Source organism: Hyphomonas oceanitis (genome assembly GCF_036964545.1).
In the GTDB taxonomy this organism is placed as follows: Bacteria; Pseudomonadota; Alphaproteobacteria; order Caulobacterales; family Hyphomonadaceae; genus Hyphomonas; species Hyphomonas oceanitis.
In genome coordinates, this window is record NZ_JBALTL010000002.1 from 74119 (window position 1) to 94884 (window position 20766).

Sequence of the window (20766 nt, forward strand, 5' to 3'; positions counted from 1 at the left end):
CTGCAAATGGAACGGTTTCAGCCTCCTCCGTATAGAGTCGCTGCCAGACACGGCGGAAGGAGGTATGCCATGATCGTCTTGAAAAAGCTCGCGGATGAACGCGGCGCGTCGCCGGAGAACCGCCGCTATACGCGCACGAAAATGACCCGCACCGGCTCGATCTGGAGCCTTGACCAGCGGCTCATCACCCGTGCGAGCATGGTCGACATGTCAGCCGCAGGCGCCTGCCTCGAGCTCGCGTCGCCAAAGCCTCTCCCGCCCCGGTTTACCGTTCGCCTCGAAAGCCGGTCTGGCCAGAAAGTGCATATGGTCCATTGCGAACTCGTCTGGCAGCACGAGGCGATGGCCGGCATCCTCTTCCGTGAAGCCGGGTCTAAAGCCACTTCATGATGTCGTTTGCCCAGCCGGGCACCACATCGCTGGCCTTGCCATAGCGCGCCTCGTCGAAAAACGTCGCGCCGTCCGATGGCTCAAGGTTCAGCTCCAGCGTCCGCGCCCCGGCGCGCCGCGCCAGCTGCACAAACCCCGCCGCCGGATACACATTCCCGCTGGTCCCGATCGATACGAACAGGTCCGCGCGTGACAGTTCCACCTCGATCTCGTCCATATAGAGGGGCATTTCGCCAAACCACACCACATGCGGCCGCATCAGGCCGGTCGCCTCGCAGACGGGGCAGTGCGTCTTGCTGGTGAGGTCATCGGGCCAGCGCACCACGCTGCCGCACGCCTGACAGCGCACTTTCAGCAGTTCGCCATGCATGTGCAGCACATTCTGGCTGCCGGCGCTCTCGTGCAAATGGTCGACATTCTGCGTCACCAGCGTGAACCGGCGGCCCGCCGCCTGCAGCGCGGCCTCCAGACGTGCCAGCGCGACATGCGCCGCATTGGGCTCTGATGTCTTCAGCTGTGCGCGGCGGTCATTGTAGAAGCCCTGCACAAAGTCAGGATTGCGGGCAAAGCCCTCCGGCGTCGCCAGGTCTTCGAGCGGATACTTGGTCCATATGCCATCCACGTCTCGGAAAGTGCCGAGCCCGCTTTCTGCGGACACACCGGCCCCGGTAAGCACCACGATACCGCGTGGTGCGTTTGCATTGGACATGTAGTCGGCCTCGTCATAATCTAAACACAGGGTTAATGTAGGGGAGCTGGGGTCACGTTGGCAATTGTAAGGGGACATTCTGACATGCTGCCTAACCTCACGCGGAAAACCACGCAAATCGCAATTGGTGCTGCCATGGCGAGCCTGCTTGTTCTGGCCGCCTGCGACCAGCAGGGCACAAGGCTCGACCGGGCCCGGGAGCTGGCTGATGCCACACTCGACCAGATCAGCGGCCGCGCCGTGGTCGAACCCGACGCCGACAAGACGCTGATGACCGCTTCGGTCATGGACCGCGCCATTGCCGGCACGCTCGTCAACGACATGGCGGTCGCGTCAGTCGGCGAGAGATCCATGTTCGCCATCGGCTCGATCATTGCCAAGCCGAAGAACATCCAGCCCTCCGCCATTGCCGAGGAAGAGGCCTTGATGATGGAGGACGAGGACGTCCTGAACGACCTTGAGGAAGATTTTGTCGACACCGAGGAAGTGCCGGCAGGCTCGCCTGCACCTGCACCTGCACCTGCACCTGCACCTGCGCCCGCCGCGCCGCCCCCGCCTGCTGCGTCAATGGAACTGGCCCAGCCCGCGCGGCTTATGCCGAGGGTGAAGCTTGACCCGAACGCCCCCGAAGAATCCCAGCAGCAGATCGCGCAGGCAACGCAGGATCTTGAACGTGCCGCCGCGTCAGAGCCTGTGCCCGTTCCCCGCACGCGCAGCCTTGCCCCGCGCGCTCCGTCGTCTGCTGCGCCCGCGCCCACGCGCGAAGTCGCTCGCAAGCTCGCCCGCCGCTCGCTGATCACGGGCGACGCCATCCGCAAGCAGGAAGATGCCAACTCCGTCATGCTCGACACGCTGTCGAAATACGGCATGGACGGGCAGGTCGCCCTCTCGCGCGAAGGCCAGATGGTTATCCAGATCGGCTCTGACGGCGCTGACCCCACGCGCTTCACGCCCGAACAGGTCGCCAATGCCCAGCAGAGCTACCTTGCGGTCGATACGGGCGCAGGCTGCCCGGAAACAACCGATATGGTAACGGTCCAGTCCAATCCGGCGCTGGCCACCGAATGTATCGTTCAGGACCTGCGGGCCTCCGGCCAGTTCGAATATGTCGAGAAGGACTACATCTTCGAGAACCAGTTCGTCCGCCATCCTAAGCCGACCGACCCCGGCACCACGCCTTCAACGGGCGGCCAGACACCTGGCAACACCGGTACCCCGCCTGTCACGATCACTTCTGAAATCACGCCAAATGACCCGCTCTGGAGCCTGCAATGGAATTTCCAGAACCAGGGCACAGGCGAAGGCAAGTCTGCCGGCGGTGCCGGCTTCCAGGATTTCTGGACGCGTCAGGCCAATGAGGGCTCCAGCGAAGTCGTTGTTGCCGTGGTCGATACCGGCCTGCAAATGGTCCACCCTGACATCAAGAACTCGCCCAATGTCGCGGCTGGCTGGGACATGGTCTCCGATCCGCGCATGGGTAATGACGGCAATGGCCGCGACAATGACCCGAACGATCCGGGCGACATGTGCGACCCCACGGCTCCGCTCGCCGCTGACACGTTCCACGGCACGCATGTGGCCGGCACGATTGGCGCTGCAGCCTCCAATAATGGTACCGGCGTTGCCGGCGGCGCCTGGAACGTCAAGATCGTTCCGGTCCGCGCGCTCGGCAAATGCGGCGGTCGCCTCTCCGACATCAACGACGCCATCCGCTGGGCTGGCGGCCTGATCCCGGGTGAGGATACCGAAGGCAATGAGGTCTGGAACGAGAATCCGGCCGACATCATCAACCTCTCCATCGGCCTTTTCGAATTCTGCCCGGCCTCGCTGCAGGATGCGATCGATGCCGTCACTGATCGCGGCGTCATCGTTGTCGCCGCTGCCGGCAATGCCCGCGTTTCGACGCAATATTACGCGCCCGGCGGCTGCCAGAACGTGATCTCGGTCGCGGCCGGTGATGCCCGTGGCCAGATCGCGCCCTATTCGAACTTCGGGCCCAATGTCTCGGTCATTGCACCGGGCGGCGATCTCACCCGCGACGACAATGGCGATGGCCGCCCTGATGGCGTCCTCTCGACCAAGGCCTCGACCAATTGCTACGATCCGGTCACAGGCGAAGGCGTCGACAATTGCTATTATGCCTACGAGCAGGGCACCAGCATGGCCGCCCCGCACGTCGCTGCTGCGCTGGCCCTGCTGAAGGCGCGCCAGCCTGACGCCACCCCGCAGGAGCTGAAAGCCACGCTGATCGCGGCGCTTGATCCGCGTGAGCCGCTGCAATGCGCCGGGTCCTGCGCGCTCTATCCCGGCACGACGCCCATTCCGGGCAGCCCGGACATGTGTGCCCGTCCCTGCGGCGGTCTCCTGAACCTCGCCAATGTGCCGGCCCTCAGCACCACCAGCGGAGGTGCCAACTAGGCATGGCCGGTTTCCGCACGCCTTTCCATCTCGGCGGCCCGCTCGGGCTGGCAGGCCTCGCTACGCTTGCGGGCGCGACGGGCCTGTTTGTGCTGGCCGGCTCGCCGGAAGACAGGGACGAACCCGCCGTGCCGCTGTCAGGCATGTCAGAGCGCGAGTCCCGTTCGCAGGTTGATGCCCGTGTCGACCGGGACAAGAGTCCGCTGGTCGGCGCCCTGCCGGAAGACATTGTGCCGGATGAAGTGCCGACCGAGCCGCCGCTCGTGCGGCCCGAACAGGCCCCGCCTGCGGTCATCACGGCCCAGGCAAAGGGCGCGGAAGTCACCTTCATTGTCCGCATCAAGGGCGCGCCGGAAATCGATTCCATTGCCCGCCTCTACAAGAAAGATCCGGCCGCCGCCCAGCAGACCTATGCCGATTATGTGGGCCGCACGCCCCAACTGGCGGATTTCGCCCTCGTCGGCGCCAGCTATTCCGGCGAGATCAAGCTCGCCTACCAGATGCCGCCCGGCACCGAGCCCACCCGCGCCGCCATTAGCGATGTACAGAAAAAGATCATGTCCGTTGACGGGGTGTCCTATGCAGACCCCGACTACGTCGCCCATCCCGGAGAGAAAAACTGATGATGACCACAAAGCATTTGCTGGCCTTCGCGGCGATAGGGGCCCTGACACTGTCAGCCTGTGACCGGATCAAGGCGCCCGAACAGCCCGCTGCGCCTGCCGCCACCGAAACCCCGACCGTGGCTGAAACCCCCACCGAGCCCGACCTGCCCGTCCGCCCCGAAGCGGTCGAAAGCACGGCCGGTATCGACTGGGAAGCTGCCCGGCGCGACATGGCCTCGGTGCCCAGCGAGGACCGCGGCGAAGGCGCCTTTCAGGTCCAGTCCGGCGCATCCGCCCCGCCTGTGCCCGTCCTCCTCCCCACCGGCATCGTTGTGCCCCAGTCAGCCGAGGGCGGCGTGAAATTCATGCCCATGAGCGACGGCTATTTCGCCACCTATCCCGGCGTCGACTATGACATCGTGGTCAACGGCACCAATGAAGTCATCGGCGCGCGCGATGCCGGCGACACATCCGCCGATACCGAGCCGAGCTATCTGGCCACCGCCTCCGGCGCGCAGGTCGCCTTCTCGCGCTATGGCGCTGACTATCTCATCGAATTCGAATGCAAGAATGCAACGGGCGAAGACCCTGAATGCATCGGAGAGGACGAGGCGCTCGAAATCGCCCGTAAACTGGTCATCGCGGGGACACGCTGATGCAGAAGACTGTTGCGTACGTTCTGGCCGCATTGGCCGTCACCGGCCTGGCTGGCTGTGACTTCATCCGCTTCCCGGGCGATGGCGGCCCGCCGCCGTCCACGCCTGAGCCCGGCCCGGCCATTCCGCCCGGCGCGCCCGGTCCACCGCCTCCCGGCACACCGGTCGAAAACCCCTATGGCGAAACGCCGGTCGATCCTGCGGAGCCAACCGATGGCAGCGAGACACCGACCGACCCTGAAACGGATACACCGGCCACCGACCCCGTCTCCGGCGAGGACACTGTCACGCCCCCCGACACCAGCGCCGAGGTGCCAACCGAAACACCTCCGACTGACACGGACGTGACACCCGAAACCCCTGCCGAAACCGACACGCCGGCCACAGATACCCCGGGAACGGACTCCGAAGTCCCCGGAACGGACACGGAAGCCCCCGTCGATACACCGGAAGATACCGTAACGCCCCCCGAAGACACGGCTGAAACACCCACGGAACCCGTCACACCGCCCGTCGAACCGGCCTTCAGCTACCATGCTCCCGGCGCGCTTCTGCCGGGTTCAGGGCAGGGTGACATCGACCAGATCGTCCACGCGCCCGGCATCGTTTTCCCAGTGAAATCAGCGCCTGCCTACCTCCAGTCCCAGGTCTTCACCTTCGGCGGCGGCATCGGCGGCGGCGACCAGTGCGACGCGCGCAACTTCGCCTATCCATGGCGCGACAATTTCTGCGAAACCCGCAGCGCCAACAGGAGATCCCCCTTCTGTCCGGCCCAGAAAATCCACCAGGGCCAGGACATCCGCGTCGGCACACCCGCCCAGTGCAACACGATGCGCCGCACCGCCAAGGCTGACCGCGCGCTGCAGGAAGTCGTCGCTACAGAAGATGGCGTCATCTCCAATGTCGGCTCCTATTCGATCAGCCTGCGCGCCGGTGGCCGTATCTACAAATACCTCCACCTCAACATGGCCAAGCTCAAGGTAAAGACCGGCGACACCGTCACCGCCGGCCAGTCGCTCGGCTATGTCTCGAATGATTTTGGCGGCTCGGCCACCACGTTCCATCTCCATTTCGAGATCGTACAGAACATGGCCGATCAGGGCTGGGTCTATGTCCCGCCCTATCTATCACTGGTCGAGGCCTATGAACGGCGCGAGAATGGTCCCGGCGAGGAAGTCGAACAGAATGTCGCCGTCGCCACAGCGCCGTTTGTCATTCCCGAAGGCTATGTCATCACCGAATAGGCTCAGGCGGGCTTGAAGCTCAGCGCCACGCCATTATTGCACCAGCGCAGCCCCGTCGGGGCCGGGCCGTCCTCGAACACATGGCCCTGGTGGCCAAGGCAGCGGGCGCAATGATATTCCGTGCGCGTGTAGATCAGCTTGCGGTCAACGCTTGTCGCAACAGCGCCCGGCAGCACATCGAAAAAGCTCGGCCAGCCTGTGCCGCTGTCGAACTTTTTGTCCGATGAAAACAGCGGAAGGTCGCAGCCCGCACAATGATAAATGCCTTCGCGCTTCTCGTGCTCCAGAGGCGAGGTAAACGCGCGTTCGGTGTTCGCCTTGCGGAGCACGCCAAAAGCGGCTGGCGACAGGCGCTCGCGCCATTGGTCCTCGGTCAGGTCACGCCATTCATTGCCGACATACTTATCGCGGTCGGCGGCGGCTTCAGGTGGCTTCTTGTCCGCGCCGGCAGACGAACAGGCAGCAACCGCAAGGGCGGCAGAGCCTGACAGCAACAGGGCGCGGCGGGAGAGGAGTGAATGGGTCATGTGTTTCATACGCACAGATTTAGTCGCCGGTTCAGACACGCAACACACACAAGGCCGTGAGGGCCTAAACGCCGCCATCCACCCAGACTTCGCCATCAAGGTCGTCCAGCTTGCCCTGCAGGTGCGCCCGCACATCCTGCACGGCCTGATTATACACCGCCGGCCCCATCGTTTTCAGCATCAGGTCGACAATCTCGCCCGCCCGAAAATCACTCAGCGTTTCATCAAAGGCCACGCTGAACGTCTTCTGCACTTCGCGGCACAGCGCCTCGCGGCGTTCGGGCGTCAGCGTGATCTCTTTCATGACTCGCCCGTCTCCTTGTCCAGGTGCGGGTTGCGGCCGAAGTTTACCGCGCTGGAATCCTGCCCTGCATCAATGATCGCCTTGCGGATCGTCCGGGCCCGCGTGAACTCGCGCATCAGCATGTCGCCATCCCCCCAGCGGATCGCGCGCTGCAGAACGGCGAGATCCTCGGAAAACCGCCCGAGGCATTCAAGCACGGCTTCCTTGTTGGTCAGGAACACGTCGCGCCACATGACGGGATCAGAGGCTGCAATCCGCGTGAAGTCGCGAAAGCCACCGGCGGAGTATTTCACCACTTCGCCCTGTTCCACGGTTTCCATGTCGAAGGCGGTCGCCACGATATTGAACGCGATCAGGTGGGGCAGGTGGCTGGTGATGGCCAGAACGCGGTCATGGCGCGCACTGTCCATGGTCTCCACTTTCGAGCCCAGCGCCTGCCAGAAACGCGTCAGCGCATCGACGCCCGCGAGATAGGCCTCGTCCGTGCTTGGTCCCGGCGTCAGGATATACCAGGCGTCGCGGAACAGGGTGGCAAACCCGGCTTCCGGGCCGGATTGCTCGGTGCCCGCAATCGGGTGGCCGGGTATGATATGCACGCGGCCGTCATCGGCGGCCATGAGGGCGGCGGCAGCTTCCCCCTTCACCGAGCCTACATCGGTCAGGATCGCCCCGGTCTTCATATGCGGCACAGCGGCGGCTGCGACAGCCGCCAGCGCGCCAACCGGCACGCACAGCAACACGCAGTCAGCGTCGGCAACAGCAGCCTGCAGCGTCTCCGCAACGTCGCCCAGGCCAAGGCCGGCCGCGCGCTGGCGCACATCGTCGCTCACGTCATAAAGCTTGACCGATCCCGCTGCGCCATACTCGGCGGCAGCCCGGGCAATGGATGCGCCGATAAGGCCGGTGCCGATAATGGCAATCGAGGGAAAGACAGGTTCGGTCATTGTGTATACTCTTGTTCAGGTCATCTGCGCTGCTCTGGTGTGCAAAGCGGGGCCCGAGGTCAAGGGTGGTCTGAGGTTAATGCGCGGGCCTCAACTGCGACCTTTGAGCTCCAGCGACGGTTTGGCACGGCTTAAAGGCGTGTCTGAACGCCTACATGAGCGGTGAAACACGGAGTCTGACATGTCGAATGCATCCCCCATCCTCTCGGGCCTGCGCCTGCGTTGCGGCAAGTGCGGCGAAGGAAAGCTGTTTTCGGGCTATCTGAAGCTCAATTCGGAATGCCCGGTCTGCGGACGTGACATGACATCGGCTGATACGGCAGACGGTCCGGCCTTTTTTGTCGGCTTCGGCGTACTGATCCTGCTGGCGCCGTTCCTGTTCCTGCTGCCGATGAGCCCACTGCCCACGGGCCTGAAGATCCTGTCCTTCGTGGCGCTATGCATCGTCCTGATCGGGCTTTGCATGATCCTCCTGCCTGTCGCCAAGGCGGTGCTGCTAAACCTGCAGCTCCATCATGGCGCGGAAGAAGTCACCGCGTCCGATATCAAGGATCGCTAGTTGATCGCGCCGGTCCAGCCGCCGCCCTTGCGGGTCAGTCCGCCCAGCAATTCCTCCGGGCCGGTCATGGCATGCAGCGCGTCGGCGGCACCCGGGCGTCCCAGCGCATAGCCCTGCAGGAAGTCGCAGGACAGTAGCTGCAGCACAGCCGCCTGGTCCTCGGTCTCGACGCCCTCGGCGACGACTTTCATGTTCAGGCTGTGGCCCAGCGCAATGATGGATTTCAGCAGTTCGCGGCCCGTATGGCCGATGTCGAGCTGCTGGATGAAGGCGCGGTCAATCTTCAGTCCGTCGAACTGGAATTGCTGCAGATAGCTTAGCGATGAATACCCCGTGCCGAAATCGTCGAGCAGCACCTGCACGCCCATCTGGCGCAGGCGGTTCATCGTGCGCTGCGCTTCGCCCGTATGCGAGATCAGAACGCCTTCCGTGATTTCGATGTGCAGCAGTGCGGGCTCGATGCCGTGGCGCTCCAGCGCGGCTTCCACGCTATTGGCAAATCCATCGACGCGGAACTGCACGGGTGAGACATTGACCGCGATCGGGATCGTCTTCTGCCGCTTGATTTCCAGCATGGCCTGGTCGAGCGCCCAGGCGCCGAGTTTCGTGATCAGCCCGCTTTCCTCGGCAATCGGGATGAACACGCCCGGCGAACCGGCCAGTCCCTGCTTGCTCGGCCAGCGCATCAGGGCTTCGGCACTCATCACCTTGCCCGTCCGTGCACATACAAGCGGCTGGTAGACCAAGGTCAGCTCATTGTTCATGAGTGCACGGTCGAGTTCGGAATTGATCGTCCGGCGCAGTTGCAGCGCTTCATCCATGGCGGGCGAATAGGTGCGGATTGCCTCCAGCCGGTCATTCTTGGCCGCAAACATGGCGACGTCGGCCCGGCGCAGGATTTCGGTTGCCGGCACTTCACCTTTCTGCGTCGGCGCGATGCCGATATTGGCTTTCATACTGATCACGTCCTCGCCGATGCGGAAGGGGGCGTGCATGGCCTCGTCAATCGATTGCGCCGTCTGCGTGGCGCGGACTTCGGCGTCCGCGCGGGTGATCAGCGCGGCAAACTCGCCGCCGCCAACGCGGGCCAGCATGTCCTTGTCGTTCAGGCAGCTGTTCATGCGCATCGCCACGGCCTTCAGCAGTTCGTCGCCGGTCTCGTGTCCCAGTGTGTCATTGACCACTTTGAACCCGTCCAGCTCGATCACCATCAGCGCCGGGTCCGGCCCGTCGGATTCAAGCGCCTCGGTCAGGCGCTCATGCAGTTTGGCGCGATTGGGAAGATTGGTGACCGGATCGGTCGAAGAGAGCTTGTTGAACTGAAGCCGCACGTCGCGCAGTTGTTCGGCATGCATGGTGCCCTGCCAGTAGATCAGGGCTGCCAGCAGGGCCAGCGAGATATTGGCGAGGAGAATCCCGGACAGGACGGACATCAGAATGCCCCGCCTGTGAAGGAGTGAAACAGATACTGCATGGCATGACCCCGCCCGATACTAGGCGGTCATCCTTACAGAACCCCCGTTCATGAAGGTTTGCGCCGGGCGGCAAAACAATGCCGCCCGCGTTAATCTATGGTTTGCCATAGAGGCGTGGCGGATCAGCCCGTCAGGGCCTGCTCGTCGCGCTCGCCGGTGCGGATACGCACCACGGATTCGACCGTCGTGATGAAGATCTTGCCGTCGCCGATCGTGCCTGTGTTTGCCGCCGAGATGATCGCGTCGGCAAAACGCTCTGCGTCGGCCTCGCTGCAGGCGACTTCCACGCGGACTTTCGGCAGGAGGCGCACTTCATATTCGGCCCCCCGATAGACTTCCGTCTTGCCCTGCTGCCGGCCATAGCCGCGCACTTCCGATACGGTCAGGCCAGTCGCGCCAGCCTCGGACAGTGCGTCGATCACAGCGTCGAGACGGCTTGGTTTAAAGATTGCGGTAACGAGTTTCATAGTCCACCAGCCCTTTGGTTTTTGCAGGTGCGAACGTATCGGTCGCACCGCTTGCGTCAATGTCTTTCGCGCCGTGACGTCGCCGCAGGCTTGGCAATCCGCACCCGCTCCGCCACAGGCGCGACGGCGCCGCCTCCCGGTTCAGCATACAGTCTCTTCACCGCTTCGACCAGCACGACCCCGCCAAGGCCCGGCGTGATGATCCGTCCGATCGCGTCCCAGCCTTCGGCCGCAGCGGTCACCAGCCGGGCCGAAACAGGCGGCATATAGAGCGCGCTGGCGCTGGCCGTTACCTGGAAGAGACCGATCGACAGCAGGTTCATCAGCTGCGACCGGCTCCACGGTCGTCCCTGGCCAAACGGCGTCCGGGTCGCCCGGCTCCACAGGCCAGCGCGGTTGGAAACAGCCAGCACGATGCGTCCCTCCGGCGCCATGACGCGCCAGATCTCCCGCAAATAGGCGCGTGGATCGCCCGTTTCCTCAAGGCCATGCAGTACGATCACGCGGTCAAACTGGCCATCCGGGAAGGGCAGGCGCAGGTCGCCAACGGAAACGGTCGCATTGCCGCGTCCGGTCGGGTCCCAGCGCACAGGGCCATGGTCGAACGGTACTGCGGCCACGCTGCGGCCCGGCTGGTCGCCAAACGCATCCAGAACCGGAATGGCATAGCCAAGGCCCAGAACCGACAAATTGTTCGCCTCGCCCCACAGGTCGACCAGCTTCGCCGACAGGATGCGCGCGGCCGCGCTCCCCAGCGGGGAGGCATAGAATCGCTCCAAGGTGACGGCATCCTGACGCATGGGCTTCCTTGTGTTATTTAGGGTTTTACGACCACGAATTGAAGCCGCCCGGAGATCCGACCTGATGTTCCAGATACACCAGTTTCCCTGCCTGAATGATAATTACGGCTTCCTTGCACATGATTCCGTGTCCGGCGAGACCGCTGCCGTGGATACGCCCGACGCGCAGAAATACCTCGCCGAAGCCGCCGCGCGCGGCTGGACCATCACGCAGATCTGGAACACGCACTGGCATCCGGACCACGCAGGCGGCAATCTCGCCATCAAGGAGGCCACCGGCTGCACCATTACCGGCCCCGCTGGCGAAGAGGCAAAAATCCCCGGCATCGACCGCGCCGTGAAGACCGGTGATGTCGTCTCCCTCGGCGCGCTGGCCGCGCATGTCATCGATGTGCCGGGCCATACGCTTGGTCATATCGCCTATCATCTGGCGGGCGAAGCCACGGCCTTTGTCGGCGACGCCGTCTTTGCGCTCGGCTGCGGCCGCGTCTTCGAGGGCAATCCGGAAATGATGTGGGCCTCCCTCTCGCGCCTGAAGAACCTGCCGCCCGAGACGGCACTCTACTGCGCGCATGAATATACGGCCTCGAACGCCAAGTTCGCCGTCACGGTCGACCCCGGCAATGAGGCGCTCGCCGGCTATGTGAACGAGATCACCGACAAGCGCGCCCGCAATGAATGGACCGTCCCCACCCAGCTCGCCCGCGAACTGAAGACCAATCCCTTCCTGCGCGCCGACGATCCGGGTCTTCAGGCGGCCATGGGCCATCCCGGCGACCCTGTGGCAACATTCGCGGAAATCCGCGGCCGGAAGGACCGGTTCTGATGAACGCCATTTCGGGGGACCTTGGCGCCAATGAGATCATCCGCCTGCTCGGCCTGAAGCCGCATCCCGAAGGCGGCCACTATGCCGAAACCTTCCGCGCCCCGGCCATGCATGGCTACCGGCCCACATCCACGGCCATCTACTACCTGCTGCAGGCCGATGAAGTGTCCGCCTGGCACCGCGTCGATGCCGATGAATGCTGGTTCTGGCATGCTGGCGGCCCGCTTGCGCTCACCCTTTCACCGCCGGACGGGAGGGGCGCCGACGCCTACCAGCTCGGCCCGGACCTGCGCGCTGGCCAGCATCCGCAAATCGTCGTCCCTGCCCATCACTGGCAGACGGCCGAAACGCTCGGCGCGTGGACCCTCGTCAGCTGCACGGTCGCGCCGGGCTTCGAGTTCAAGGGTTTTGAACTGGCCCCGCCTGACTGGCGGCCCAAGGTCTAGCGCGCTCTTTCCAACATGAAACACCCCGTAATCGCCCGCCAGCCGGGCTTTCACCATAAACTTGTCCGACAGCGCGCGTCCCGGCGTATTCTCTTCTCGTCCGGCTGGCTCCCATCTCGCCGGGCAGCGCGGGAGACGGGGCAAGGGATCGCGACCTTGCTTCTATCCTGAAATACAAAAAACGCGTTCCCGGCACCTCGCCTCCCGCGTCTTTAAATACAGAAAAACCGGACGGCGCGGGGCCGGTCCGGTTCTTCGTTTTGCTTGCAATGTCGGCAGGCCTAGCCCGCGATATATTGCGCGCCGTTCACCGTCATGGTTGCGCCGGTGATGAAGGCGGCTTCCTCGCTGGAGAGATAGGCGCACATCGAGGCGATCTCTTCAGCCTTGCCGAGACGGCCGACCGGGATCGACGCGATGATGCTTTCCAGCACTTTCTCCGGCACGGCCTGAACCATTTCCGTATCGATATAGCCCGGGCAGACCACGTTCACGGTCACGCCCTTCTTGGCGCCTTCCTGGGCGAGCGCCTTGGTGAAGCCGATCAGGCCGGCCTTGGCGGCGGAATAGTTCGCCTGGCCAAACTGGCCCTTCTGTCCGTTGATCGACGAGATGTTGATGACCCGGCCGAAACCGCGCTCGCGCATGCCGTCCCACACCTGGCGCGTCACGTTGAACGCCGAGGTCAGGTCGATATTGATGACCTGTTGCCACTGGTCGAGTGTCATCTTGTGGAAGGGTGCGTCGCGCGTCACGCCGGCATTGTTGATCACGATGTCGATCGGGCCGAGATCGGCCTCGATGGCCGCGATGCCTTTGCCCACGGCTTCATAGTCAGCCACGTCGAACTTGTAGCAACGGATGCCTGTTTCTTTTTCGCAAAGCTTGGCCGCTTCGTCATTGCCGCCGTAATTGGCCGCAACCTTGTAGCCCTTTGCTTTCATTGTCTCGCTGATCGCACGTCCGATACCGCGCGTGCCCCCCGTGACCAGTACTGTCTTTGTCATGCCTAATTTTCCTCCGGCTTTTGTTGCCCCGTCTCTAGCCTTCATGGCCGGTAGACTTCAATAGCGCATTGGTCACACGCAAATTCTGTGCAAATATTGCTGCATAGCACAATAATTGCTTCTCCCATTGAGGAGAACTGAGGGTAGGATATGGCCAAGCCAAATGGATCGTCCCAGACGATCATCATCAAGAAATACGCGAATCGGCGTCTCTACGACACATCCACGTCATCTTACGTGACGTTGGAACACCTTTCCGAACTCGTCCGTGAGGGCCGGGATTTTGAAGTGCGCGATGCCAAATCGGGAGAGGATCTGACCCGTCAGGTGCTCACGCAGATCATTTTCGAGCAGGAAACAAAGGGGGAGGGCGCCCTTCCGCTGAACTTCCTGCGCAAGCTGATCGGTTTCTATGGTGGTGGCGGACAGGCCTTCCTTCCGGCCTTCCTCGACATGTCGATGAACAGTTTTGCCGACACGCAAAAGGAATGGACCAAGGCCGCCAATCCGATGTCGCTGTTTGAAAAACAGGCGCGCCGCAACATGGCGATGTTCGAGCAGGGCATGAAAATGTTCATGCCCACGCTCCACAAGGCGTCCCATAACGAGAAACAGACGCCATCAAATCCGATCATGGATTTCCAGGCCGAGGCGCTCGCCGCCATGCAGGCCCAGATGCAGGCCATCCAGGACCAGCTCGCCGACCTCGCCAAAAAGGACTAGGCGCGAGCCCTTACGAGCCGACGATGATGCCGCCATTCGGGTGCAGGACCTGCCCGGACATGTAGCTTGAATCCTCGCAGGCGAGGAACAGGAAGCTTGGCGCGACTTCGTTCGGCTGGCCGGGACGCCCCATGGGGGTTCCCTCACCGAAATGCTCCAGCTTTTCGGGCGATGCCCCGCCGGCTGGATTTAGCGGCGTCCAGATAGGCCCCGGCGCCACGGCGTTGACGCGAATGCCATCGCCCACAATGTTCTCCGACAGTGAGCGCGTGAACGCCGTGATGGCGCCTTTGGTGGCCGAATAGTCGAGCAGCTCACTGGCGCCGGCATACATGGTCACCGATGTGCAATTGATGATCGACGCCCCTTCTTTCAGGTGCGGGCGCGCGGCCTGCGTCAGGTAGAACATCGAAAAGATATTTGTCTGGAAAGTGCGCTTCAACTGCGCATCGGTAATGTCCTCAATCTCCTTGTCGGGGTGTTGCTCCCCGGCATTGTTGACCAGGACGTCAATCGTCTGGAACCGCGCAATCGTCTTTGCAACGACCATCTGCGCGAAATCCGGATCGCCGAGATCGCCCTTGATGGCCAGCGCGTCGCGGCCCTCATCCTCGATCATCTTGCAGGTCGCATCCGCGTCTTCGGTTTCCGAAAGATAGACGAAGGCAATATCGGCGCCTTCGCGCGCAAACAGCACGGCCACCGCGCGGCCGATGCCGCTATCGGCGCCGGTGATCAGCGCGACCTTGCCTTCGAGCCGGCCGGAGCCCGGATAGCGGGGTTCCCATTCGGGCTTGGGCGACAGGTCTGCCTCGCTGCCGGGAAGGCCGTCTTCATGTATCTGGGGGGCAATCGTGTTCATGGGTTTCGTCTCCTGCTCAAACTGTGTGCTTGCAGAACCAACGAAGCGTCACCTCGGATCGTTCCGCGCGCGCCGATGCAGATGTTAGCGATACAAGCGGAACCCGGAGGGGACCGCTACGTTCAGAGGTTGAACTGACAATCAGGAGAGGGAGACGTGACGCGACTTGTCGTATTTTCGAACCGTGTGCCACTGGGCGACAAGCCGAGCGGCGGCCTGGTTGTCGCCCTCAACGACACGATGGCCTCGCAGGGCGGGCTTTGGATCGGCACTGAAACGGTCAAGGAACGGTCCGGCAATGGTCCGGAGGCACTCATCAATCATCCCGGGGCAACCTTTGAACGCCTCGCCATGGGCCTCACGCCGAAGGAACATGCAGGTTATTATCTCGGCTATTCCAACTCGGTCCTCTGGCCGCTTTTCCATGGACGGGCTGACCTCCTCAGCGTCAGCGTCGGCCAGTTCACCACCTACAAATCCGTCAACAGCCGCCTCGCCGAACTCTCCGCGCCGCACCTGCGTCCCGACGACACGATCTGGATCCACGACTATCATCTGATCCCGCTCGCGCATGAGCTGCGCAAGCTCGGCGTGCGAAACCCCATCGGCTTTTTCCTGCACATCCCGTTTCCCGTCGCCAACGGCATCCGCGCCCTCTCGGACAATGCCGAATTCCTCGAATGGTTTTCGGCTTATGACCTTGTGGGCCTGCAGACGCAGCGCGACGTCGCCAATTTCATCGGCGCCTTCCGCACGCTTGGCCGCGCGGAACTGCTGTCTGACGGGCGTCTGCGCTTCAATAACGGCTTCATCCAGGTCGCGAGCTTTCCCATCGGCATAGATGCCACCGGCTTCCGCAAGGCTGCAGAAGAGGCGCCTGAACTGCCGGAGATCACGACGTCAGCCCAGAAGGTCATGATCGGCGTTGACCGCCTCGACTATTCCAAGGGCCTGCCGCACAGGCTGCGCGGCTTCCAGGCCTTCCTGCGGGATCGGCATGTCGAGGCTGACCGGATCGCCTTCCTGCAGATCGCCCCGCCCACCCGCGAGGATGTTCAGGCCTACAAGGATATCCGGCGCGACCTCGAACAGCTCTCAGGAGAGGTCAATGGAGAGTTCGGCGACATCGGTTACATGCCCGTGCAATATATCCATCGCTCCATCCCCCGCGAACGTCTGGCCGGCCTCTTCCGCCGGGCCGACATTGCGCTCGTCACGCCGCTGAATGACGGCATGAATCTGGTCGCCAAGGAATATGTCGCCGCCCAGGATGAAGCCGATCCCGGCGTGCTCATCCTCTCGCGTTTCGCAGGCGCGGCCGAACAGCTCGCCGAAGGCGCCCTGCTCATCAATCCCTATGACGCGGCCTCGATTGCCGGTGGCATCACACGCGCCGTCACCATGCCGCTGGAAGAGCGTCGCACACGGCACGCGGCCATGTGGAGCGAGATCGCGAGACATGATAATGACTGGTGGACGGCCACTTTCCTGCAATCCCTCGCAAGGGCGGCCGCGTCCCGGCGCACCAGCGAAACCTTTTTCGCGGCGGCCGGGGAATAGGAAGGCCTAGACGTCGCCCGCCACGCCAAAGTCGCGCCGTGCGGAAACGATGGTCACGACCACACCGGCCAGAACGTCCAGCAAGGTCATCGACATGAGGATGAAGAAGGTCGAGGTCGCAAAGTTCGGCAGCAGCAGGAACTGGATCAGGCAGACGATGAACAGCATCATCGACACGGCGTGATTGATGATGGTCGATGTGCCCGTGCTGGTCGATTTGAGGATTTCCAGAAACAGGAAGATCACCGCCACCAGCAGGATCGCGTCGCCCTTGGTCAGCATCCAGTCCACGCCGGAAATCATCGGCAGGTGCATGAATGGCCCGTTGAGCAGGTTGAGGATCGGCGCCACGGTTGAGCGCACAAGCTCGCCCTGCGCATTCACTGTCTCGACAGCGCCGCCAAAGCCCAGCGCCAGCAGATTGTACAACACTACCGGAATGACCAGCAGCGGAAAGATCCCGAAAATTACGCGCATGAAGTACCCCTTTTCATTCGAGTCGTCAGAAGCGTGTTTCTCACGCTTCTTGCGTTCCATCTTGGCGACCGCTGCTCCCGCCAGCGCGATCTTCGTGTCTTTATTCATTTCAACACCACCCGTCCTGCGGCTGAGTTAACACGAGGTTTACCGTAATGCGCCCAGCGATGCGAGCGGATTTCCCCATGCTGGCCGCCCGGTGCGGCCCTCTACCCATAAACAGCGGTAAACACGGCAATTTCGGGTCATAAACGCCACTCCACGGAGAAATACGTGCCAGACATTCATATTTTCACCGGTCCGCCTGGCAGCGGCAAGTCGAGCGTCCTGACCCATCTCGCTCCAGATTTCCAAACGGTCAGCGAGCCTGCCCGGCGGGTCCTTGCCGATCAGCGTGCAACAGGCGGGCGCGGCACGGGCGATCGGGACCCGGCCCTGTTTGTTTCGCTGATGCTGCAGCAGGCAATCGACGACCAGCAATCCCTGCGCGGTGTTTCTGGACCCGTCATCTGCGACCGCGGCCTGCCAGACCTGCTCGCCTATACCACCTATTGGCAGCTGCCGGACGTCGCCATTCGCGAAGCCATCGCGGCCATGCCCCCGCCGGAAGCCGTGTTCTGGTTCCCGCCCTGGCAGGCGATCTACACGCAGGACGCCGAGCGCACGCTCGATTTCGGCGGCAGCGCCGCTTTCGGCGCGCTGGTGCGCGAGGCCTATGAAAGTCTTGGGTTTTCGCTTGTGGACGTGCCGCTGGCGCCCGTCGAGGGCCGTGCCGCCTTCATTCGCCAGCGTATTGGCGCCTAAAGCTCGTCCGCGCCGCCCGGATTGCGCCGCCGGCGGATCAGCCACATCACGCCGCGCAGGTCTGACAGCGCGTCGCCGAGGCGGCCGAAATTGGTATAGTTGGATGTGCCCGTGGCGCGCGGACGGTGGTTCACGTCGCGATATTCCACCTTGTACCCCTCGGCCCGGAACAGGGCGGGCATGTAGCGGTGCATGTGATCGAAATAGGGCAGGGACACATAAGTCTCGCGATAGAAGGCCTTGATGCCGCAGCCGCTGTCATCGCAGTCGTCGTTCAGCAGGCGCATGCGGATATTGTTGGCAAAGCGCGACCCGAACCGCTTCCACGCCGTATCCTTGCGACTGGCGCGGCGGCCCATCACCATTTTCAGGTCTTGGGGCGCATCAGCGCGCGTCAGGGCGCGGTAAAGGTCCGGCAGGTCGGCCGGGTCGTTCTGGCCGTCGCCGTCCAGCGTGCCAATCACCGGCGCCCGCGCCGCCAGCACGCCCGAACGAATGGCCCGGCTCTGGCCGGCATTCTTGCGGTGGGCCACAACGCGCAGCATCGGGAAACGGCTTTTCAGCTCCACCAGGACGGCACGTGTGTCATCCGTGGAGGCATCGTCGACGAACAGCATCTCGAAGGCGCGCCCGTCCAGCGCCCGCGCGATCTCCTCGATCAGGCGGGTGACATTGCCGGCCTCATTATGCAGCGGCACGACGATTGAGAATTCGAGGGAATTGGCCAAAACAGAAAGCCTTCGGGCTGTCAGGAGAACGAACCAAGCCTCATAACGAGGCAAGGCGGCAAAAGCGAGACCCTACCGCACTTGGCGCTGGTCCCGCTTTCCTGCCCAAAACCACAAGACGGCGCGCGCGAGTGCCGCTAGAAGGCAAAGCCATGACATTCCTCGACCGTATCTCCACCGGCTGGAAAGCCTGGGTCCTGCTTTTCGTGATCACGTTCGGGGCCGCTGCGCCCGGCGTGTTCAACCTGCCTGCGCTCGACCGCGACGAAAGCCGCTTCGCGCAGGCCTCCAAGCAGATGCTGGAATCGGGCGATTATATTCGCCTGCGCTACCAGGACGAGCTGCGCAACAAGAAGCCCGCCGGCATTCATTGGCTGCAGGCCGGGTCGACGGCCCTCTTCACCGGCGCAGAAGCGAAACAGATATGGACCTATCGCGTGCCCAGCTGGCTCGGCGCGGCCTTCGGCACGCTCGCCTGTTTCTGGTGCGGTATCCCCCTCATCGGAAGGCGCGCCAGCTGGCTCGGCGCGGCCCTGTTCGGGGCGACCCTGCTGCTCACCAGCGAGGCGCATATTTCCAAGACGGATGGCGTCCTCGTCTTCCTGACGACGCTGAGCATCGGCGCGCTCGCCCGCCTCTATATGCGAAATGACCAGTCGAAACGCATGGCGCTTCTCTTCTGGACGGCCATGGGCCTCGTCTTCCTCATCAAGGGCCCCGTCGGCCCCATGGTCGCCGCCTATGCCGGTATCGGCGCATGGGTGTGGACGAAAGCGACCGTCGGCAAGGGCGGGGACTGGTGGAAAGTCCTCCTCTGGTGGCCCGGGCCGCTCATCTTCGTCGCGCTCGTCCTGCCATGGTTCCTCTGGATTCAAGCCGCCACCCATGGCGAATTCATCAAGGGCGCCGTCGGCAAGGATCTGAAAGACAAGTTCACCGGCGCCTCCGAAGGCCATGGCGGCTGGCCCTTCTACCACCTCACCCATTTGCCAGCCTGGTTCTTCCCGGCCACGCTGATGCTCGCCCCGGCCTGCGTCGCGGCATGGCATCGCCTGAAACCGCGCAACGAGCTTGGCTGGAAATGGCTGCGCGACTCCGCCGCCATCGCTGCTGTCGTGTTCGCCTTTCTCACGGTTCTCCTGTTCGCGCTGCCCTTGCTGCCCCATCCAGAGGGCACGGGGCTCATGGCGAAGACGCTCGGCACGCTTTCCACATTGAAGACACTGCCGGCCTATCCGGCCCTTCTGCTCGCCGCCTTCTGGTACATTGCCGGGCGCGACGACTGGAAGACACGCTGGCCCATCGGTATCGACGGCCTCACCGACGAGACCCGCGCCATCCGCTTTATCGTGGCCTGGGCCGCGCTCACCTTCGTCTTCTTCGAGCTGATGCCGACGCTGCTCAGCCACTATATCCTGCCTGCCTATCCGGCCATGGGTCTCCTCTGCGGCTATGCCGCCGTGCAGCTGATGGACGGTGTGCGCATGCCGGTCAGCCGCTGGATATCGCTCACGCTCTTCGCCATCGGCGCCATCCTCCTGCTCGCTGTCTCGTTCCCCGGTGTCGCTGTCTTCTACATGGAAGAAACCGCGGGTGATTTCAAAACCGTTGCGGCCAGCCAGGTGCTCGAGTCCTGGACGGCCTATCGCAGCTTCCCGCTCTGGCTCTGGTGGGTCGGCTTTGCGCTTGCAGGCTTTGCCATCGTGGAATTTGCGCGCCGCAAGGACGGCCTCGCCATCCTGCTCGCCATCGCCGCCAGCATCACGATCGGCTGGCACGTGCGCATCTTCATGCTGCCAAGCCAGGTCTGGCTGCAGCCGACCGAAACGGCCCGCGCTGCACTGGAAGAAGTCTGCGGCGTGCCCGGCGATGATGCGGATTGCAACACGGTCGCGCCCCAACGCATCCTGGCCCTCGGCTATGCAGAGCCCTCCTACATCCTCACCATGGGCACGCAGAACCTGCACCCACCTGAAACCCCGCTCGACCTGCCCACAGACACAGCCGCCTATCCGCTCGTCTATCTCGTCAATTTCGAGGACCGCAAAGCCGTTCCTGCAATCGCCGATGAAGTCGCAAACCTGCGCGCAGAAGCCGACAGGATGAAGCTCTGCGTCACCGAATCCGAGCCGCACTACGCCCTCAACTATTCCAATGGCGACCCGGTCAATTTCCGGGCGATCCGCTTCGATACCGGCGGTTGCCCGGGCGTCTCGCCTGCCGAGTGATGGGCAG

23 protein-coding genes are annotated in these 20766 nt (G+C 63.2%); 12 read left to right on the forward strand and 11 right to left on the reverse strand.

Annotated features, from left to right (window positions below; genetic code table 11):
* The first annotated feature begins 69 nt into the window (after positions 1 to 69).
* A complete protein-coding gene (locus V7651_RS05095; protein WP_035537543.1) occupies positions 70 to 390 on the forward strand; it encodes a PilZ domain-containing protein in 321 nt (106 codons plus the stop codon).
* Here the strand turns inward: V7651_RS05095 and cobB are convergent.
* Complete coding sequence (gene cobB, locus V7651_RS05100; RefSeq protein WP_035537544.1) at positions 374 to 1099, reverse strand: Sir2 family NAD+-dependent deacetylase; 726 nt, start codon at positions 1097 to 1099, stop codon at positions 374 to 376. The genes V7651_RS05095 and cobB overlap by 17 nt on opposite strands.
* A gap of 84 nt (positions 1100 to 1183) precedes the next feature.
* Between cobB and V7651_RS05105 the strand changes: the two genes are divergently transcribed.
* Genes V7651_RS05105 through V7651_RS05120 form a run of 4 tightly spaced genes read left to right on the forward strand, consistent with a single transcriptional unit; the run spans position 1184 to position 6022 of the window.
* Positions 1184 to 3517, forward strand: coding sequence for a S8 family serine peptidase (locus V7651_RS05105; RefSeq protein WP_335612455.1), 2334 nt, complete (start codon positions 1184 to 1186; stop codon positions 3515 to 3517).
* Between the two features lie 2 nt (positions 3518 to 3519).
* Positions 3520 to 4140: a hypothetical protein gene (locus V7651_RS05110; protein ID WP_335612456.1), complete on the forward strand. Its 621-nt coding sequence runs from the start codon at positions 3520 to 3522 to the stop codon at positions 4138 to 4140.
* On the forward strand, positions 4140 to 4778 hold the full coding sequence (locus V7651_RS05115; RefSeq protein ID WP_335612457.1) for a hypothetical protein: 639 nt from the start codon (positions 4140 to 4142) through the stop codon (positions 4776 to 4778). The genes V7651_RS05110 and V7651_RS05115 overlap by 1 nt, the downstream gene beginning before the upstream one ends.
* Positions 4778 to 6022 (forward strand): M23 family metallopeptidase, encoded by a 1245-nt coding sequence (locus V7651_RS05120; protein WP_335612458.1) that lies wholly within the window; start codon positions 4778 to 4780, stop codon positions 6020 to 6022. The genes V7651_RS05115 and V7651_RS05120 overlap by 1 nt, the downstream gene beginning before the upstream one ends.
* A 2-nt stretch (positions 6023 to 6024) precedes the next feature.
* Here V7651_RS05120 and msrB read toward each other — a convergent pair whose 3' ends face one another.
* From msrB to V7651_RS05135, 3 genes are all read right to left on the reverse strand, one after another.
* Entirely contained in the window at positions 6025 to 6549 is a 525-nt protein-coding gene (msrB, locus tag V7651_RS05125; RefSeq protein WP_335591961.1) for a peptide-methionine (R)-S-oxide reductase MsrB, read from the reverse strand.
* Positions 6550 to 6613: 64 nt separating this feature from the next.
* Positions 6614 to 6853 carry a DUF2164 domain-containing protein gene (locus V7651_RS05130; RefSeq protein ID WP_034740142.1) on the reverse strand — a complete coding sequence of 80 codons (240 nt, stop codon included), beginning with the start codon at positions 6851 to 6853 and terminating at the stop codon, positions 6614 to 6616.
* Positions 6850 to 7797 carry a prephenate/arogenate dehydrogenase family protein gene (locus V7651_RS05135; protein ID WP_335591960.1) on the reverse strand — a complete coding sequence of 316 codons (948 nt, stop codon included), beginning with the start codon at positions 7795 to 7797 and terminating at the stop codon, positions 6850 to 6852. The genes V7651_RS05130 and V7651_RS05135 overlap by 4 nt, the downstream gene beginning before the upstream one ends.
* Before the next feature lie 181 nt (positions 7798 to 7978).
* On the opposite strand from V7651_RS05135, the gene V7651_RS05140 reads away from it, so the two are divergent.
* Positions 7979 to 8356 (forward strand): DUF983 domain-containing protein, encoded by a 378-nt coding sequence (locus V7651_RS05140; protein WP_335612459.1) that lies wholly within the window; start codon positions 7979 to 7981, stop codon positions 8354 to 8356.
* On the opposite strand, the gene V7651_RS05145 is transcribed toward V7651_RS05140, so the two are convergent.
* From V7651_RS05145 to V7651_RS05155, 3 genes are all read right to left on the reverse strand, one after another.
* Positions 8353 to 9789: a putative bifunctional diguanylate cyclase/phosphodiesterase gene (locus V7651_RS05145; protein WP_335612460.1), complete on the reverse strand. Its 1437-nt coding sequence runs from the start codon at positions 9787 to 9789 to the stop codon at positions 8353 to 8355. The two genes, V7651_RS05140 and V7651_RS05145, sit on opposite strands and share 4 nt — an antisense overlap.
* Before the next feature lie 164 nt (positions 9790 to 9953).
* Positions 9954 to 10298, reverse strand: a complete 345-nt coding sequence (locus V7651_RS05150) for a P-II family nitrogen regulator (RefSeq protein ID WP_035537557.1) — start codon at positions 10296 to 10298, stop codon at positions 9954 to 9956.
* Between the two features lie 56 nt (positions 10299 to 10354).
* Entirely contained in the window at positions 10355 to 11098 is a 744-nt protein-coding gene (locus tag V7651_RS05155; RefSeq protein ID WP_335612461.1) for a class I SAM-dependent methyltransferase, read from the reverse strand.
* A gap of 64 nt (positions 11099 to 11162) precedes the next feature.
* On the opposite strand from V7651_RS05155, the gene gloB reads away from it, so the two are divergent.
* Together gloB and V7651_RS05165 are read left to right on the forward strand one after the other, a co-directional pair.
* Positions 11163 to 11924: a hydroxyacylglutathione hydrolase gene (gloB, locus tag V7651_RS05160; protein WP_335612462.1), complete on the forward strand. Its 762-nt coding sequence runs from the start codon at positions 11163 to 11165 to the stop codon at positions 11922 to 11924.
* Positions 11924 to 12370 carry a cupin domain-containing protein gene (locus tag V7651_RS05165; protein ID WP_335591958.1) on the forward strand — a complete coding sequence of 149 codons (447 nt, stop codon included), beginning with the start codon at positions 11924 to 11926 and terminating at the stop codon, positions 12368 to 12370. The genes gloB and V7651_RS05165 overlap by 1 nt, the downstream gene beginning before the upstream one ends.
* 281 nt (positions 12371 to 12651) lie before the next feature.
* Here the strand turns inward: V7651_RS05165 and phbB are convergent, their stop codons facing one another.
* Complete coding sequence (gene phbB, locus V7651_RS05170; RefSeq protein ID WP_035537566.1) at positions 12652 to 13377, reverse strand: acetoacetyl-CoA reductase; 726 nt, start codon at positions 13375 to 13377, stop codon at positions 12652 to 12654.
* Between the two features lie 150 nt (positions 13378 to 13527).
* Here phbB and phaR point away from each other — a divergent pair, with 150 nt between their 5' ends.
* Positions 13528 to 14100 (forward strand): polyhydroxyalkanoate synthesis repressor PhaR, encoded by a 573-nt coding sequence (phaR, locus tag V7651_RS05175; RefSeq protein WP_035537567.1) that lies wholly within the window; start codon positions 13528 to 13530, stop codon positions 14098 to 14100.
* A 10-nt stretch (positions 14101 to 14110) separates the two neighbouring features.
* Here the strand turns inward: phaR and V7651_RS05180 are convergent, their stop codons facing one another.
* Positions 14111 to 14962 carry an SDR family oxidoreductase gene (locus V7651_RS05180; protein WP_335612463.1) on the reverse strand — a complete coding sequence of 284 codons (852 nt, stop codon included), beginning with the start codon at positions 14960 to 14962 and terminating at the stop codon, positions 14111 to 14113.
* Positions 14963 to 15118: 156 nt separating this feature from the next.
* On the opposite strand from V7651_RS05180, the gene V7651_RS05185 reads away from it, so the two are divergent.
* Entirely contained in the window at positions 15119 to 16522 is a 1404-nt protein-coding gene (locus tag V7651_RS05185) for an alpha,alpha-trehalose-phosphate synthase (UDP-forming) (RefSeq protein WP_335612464.1), read from the forward strand.
* Between the two features lie 6 nt (positions 16523 to 16528).
* On the opposite strand, the gene V7651_RS05190 is transcribed toward V7651_RS05185, so the two are convergent.
* Entirely contained in the window at positions 16529 to 17107 is a 579-nt protein-coding gene (locus V7651_RS05190) for a hypothetical protein (RefSeq protein ID WP_241766950.1), read from the reverse strand.
* A gap of 165 nt (positions 17108 to 17272) precedes the next feature.
* On the opposite strand from V7651_RS05190, the gene V7651_RS05195 reads away from it, so the two are divergent.
* On the forward strand, positions 17273 to 17803 hold the full coding sequence (locus tag V7651_RS05195) for an AAA family ATPase (RefSeq protein ID WP_335612465.1): 531 nt from the start codon (positions 17273 to 17275) through the stop codon (positions 17801 to 17803).
* Here V7651_RS05195 and V7651_RS05200 read toward each other — a convergent pair.
* Positions 17800 to 18531 (reverse strand): glycosyltransferase family 2 protein, encoded by a 732-nt coding sequence (locus V7651_RS05200; protein WP_335612466.1) that lies wholly within the window; start codon positions 18529 to 18531, stop codon positions 17800 to 17802. The genes V7651_RS05195 and V7651_RS05200 overlap by 4 nt on opposite strands.
* A 152-nt stretch (positions 18532 to 18683) precedes the next feature.
* Between V7651_RS05200 and V7651_RS05205 the strand changes: the two genes are divergently transcribed.
* On the forward strand, positions 18684 to 20759 hold the full coding sequence (locus tag V7651_RS05205) for an ArnT family glycosyltransferase (RefSeq protein WP_335612467.1): 2076 nt from the start codon (positions 18684 to 18686) through the stop codon (positions 20757 to 20759).
* The last annotated feature ends 7 nt before the right edge of the window (positions 20760 to 20766 follow it).

What these genes read in the sequence shown, in the direction of transcription:
- V7651_RS05155 (WP_335612461.1), bottom strand. Translation starts at nt 11,098, where the DNA reads ATGCGTCAGGATGCCGTCACCTTGGAGCGATTCTATGCCTCCCCGCTG.
- V7651_RS05150 (WP_035537557.1), bottom strand. Translation starts at nt 10,298, where the DNA reads ATGAAACTCGTTACCGCAATCTTTAAACCAAGCCGTCTCGACGCTGTG.
- msrB (WP_335591961.1), bottom strand. Translation starts at nt 6,549, where the DNA reads ATGACCCATTCACTCCTCTCCCGCCGCGCCCTGTTGCTGTCAGGCTCT.
- V7651_RS05110 (WP_335612456.1), top strand. Translation starts at nt 3,520, where the DNA reads ATGGCCGGTTTCCGCACGCCTTTCCATCTCGGCGGCCCGCTCGGGCTG.
- phaR (WP_035537567.1), top strand. Translation starts at nt 13,528, where the DNA reads ATGGCCAAGCCAAATGGATCGTCCCAGACGATCATCATCAAGAAATAC.
- V7651_RS05095 (WP_035537543.1), top strand. Translation starts at nt 70, where the DNA reads ATGATCGTCTTGAAAAAGCTCGCGGATGAACGCGGCGCGTCGCCGGAG.
- V7651_RS05135 (WP_335591960.1), bottom strand. Translation starts at nt 7,797, where the DNA reads ATGACCGAACCTGTCTTTCCCTCGATTGCCATTATCGGCACCGGCCTT.
- V7651_RS05105 (WP_335612455.1), top strand. Translation starts at nt 1,184, where the DNA reads ATGCTGCCTAACCTCACGCGGAAAACCACGCAAATCGCAATTGGTGCT.
- V7651_RS05140 (WP_335612459.1), top strand. Translation starts at nt 7,979, where the DNA reads ATGTCGAATGCATCCCCCATCCTCTCGGGCCTGCGCCTGCGTTGCGGC.
- V7651_RS05165 (WP_335591958.1), top strand. Translation starts at nt 11,924, where the DNA reads ATGAACGCCATTTCGGGGGACCTTGGCGCCAATGAGATCATCCGCCTG.
- V7651_RS05130 (WP_034740142.1), bottom strand. Translation starts at nt 6,853, where the DNA reads ATGAAAGAGATCACGCTGACGCCCGAACGCCGCGAGGCGCTGTGCCGC.
- cobB (WP_035537544.1), bottom strand. Translation starts at nt 1,099, where the DNA reads ATGTCCAATGCAAACGCACCACGCGGTATCGTGGTGCTTACCGGGGCC.
- gloB (WP_335612462.1), top strand. Translation starts at nt 11,163, where the DNA reads ATGTTCCAGATACACCAGTTTCCCTGCCTGAATGATAATTACGGCTTC.
- V7651_RS05115 (WP_335612457.1), top strand. Translation starts at nt 4,140, where the DNA reads ATGATGACCACAAAGCATTTGCTGGCCTTCGCGGCGATAGGGGCCCTG.
- V7651_RS05205 (WP_335612467.1), top strand. Translation starts at nt 18,684, where the DNA reads ATGACATTCCTCGACCGTATCTCCACCGGCTGGAAAGCCTGGGTCCTG.
- V7651_RS05120 (WP_335612458.1), top strand. Translation starts at nt 4,778, where the DNA reads ATGCAGAAGACTGTTGCGTACGTTCTGGCCGCATTGGCCGTCACCGGC.
- V7651_RS05180 (WP_335612463.1), bottom strand. Translation starts at nt 14,962, where the DNA reads ATGAACACGATTGCCCCCCAGATACATGAAGACGGCCTTCCCGGCAGC.
- V7651_RS05145 (WP_335612460.1), bottom strand. Translation starts at nt 9,789, where the DNA reads ATGTCCGTCCTGTCCGGGATTCTCCTCGCCAATATCTCGCTGGCCCTG.
- phbB (WP_035537566.1), bottom strand. Translation starts at nt 13,377, where the DNA reads ATGACAAAGACAGTACTGGTCACGGGGGGCACGCGCGGTATCGGACGT.
- V7651_RS05190 (WP_241766950.1), bottom strand. Translation starts at nt 17,107, where the DNA reads ATGAATAAAGACACGAAGATCGCGCTGGCGGGAGCAGCGGTCGCCAAG.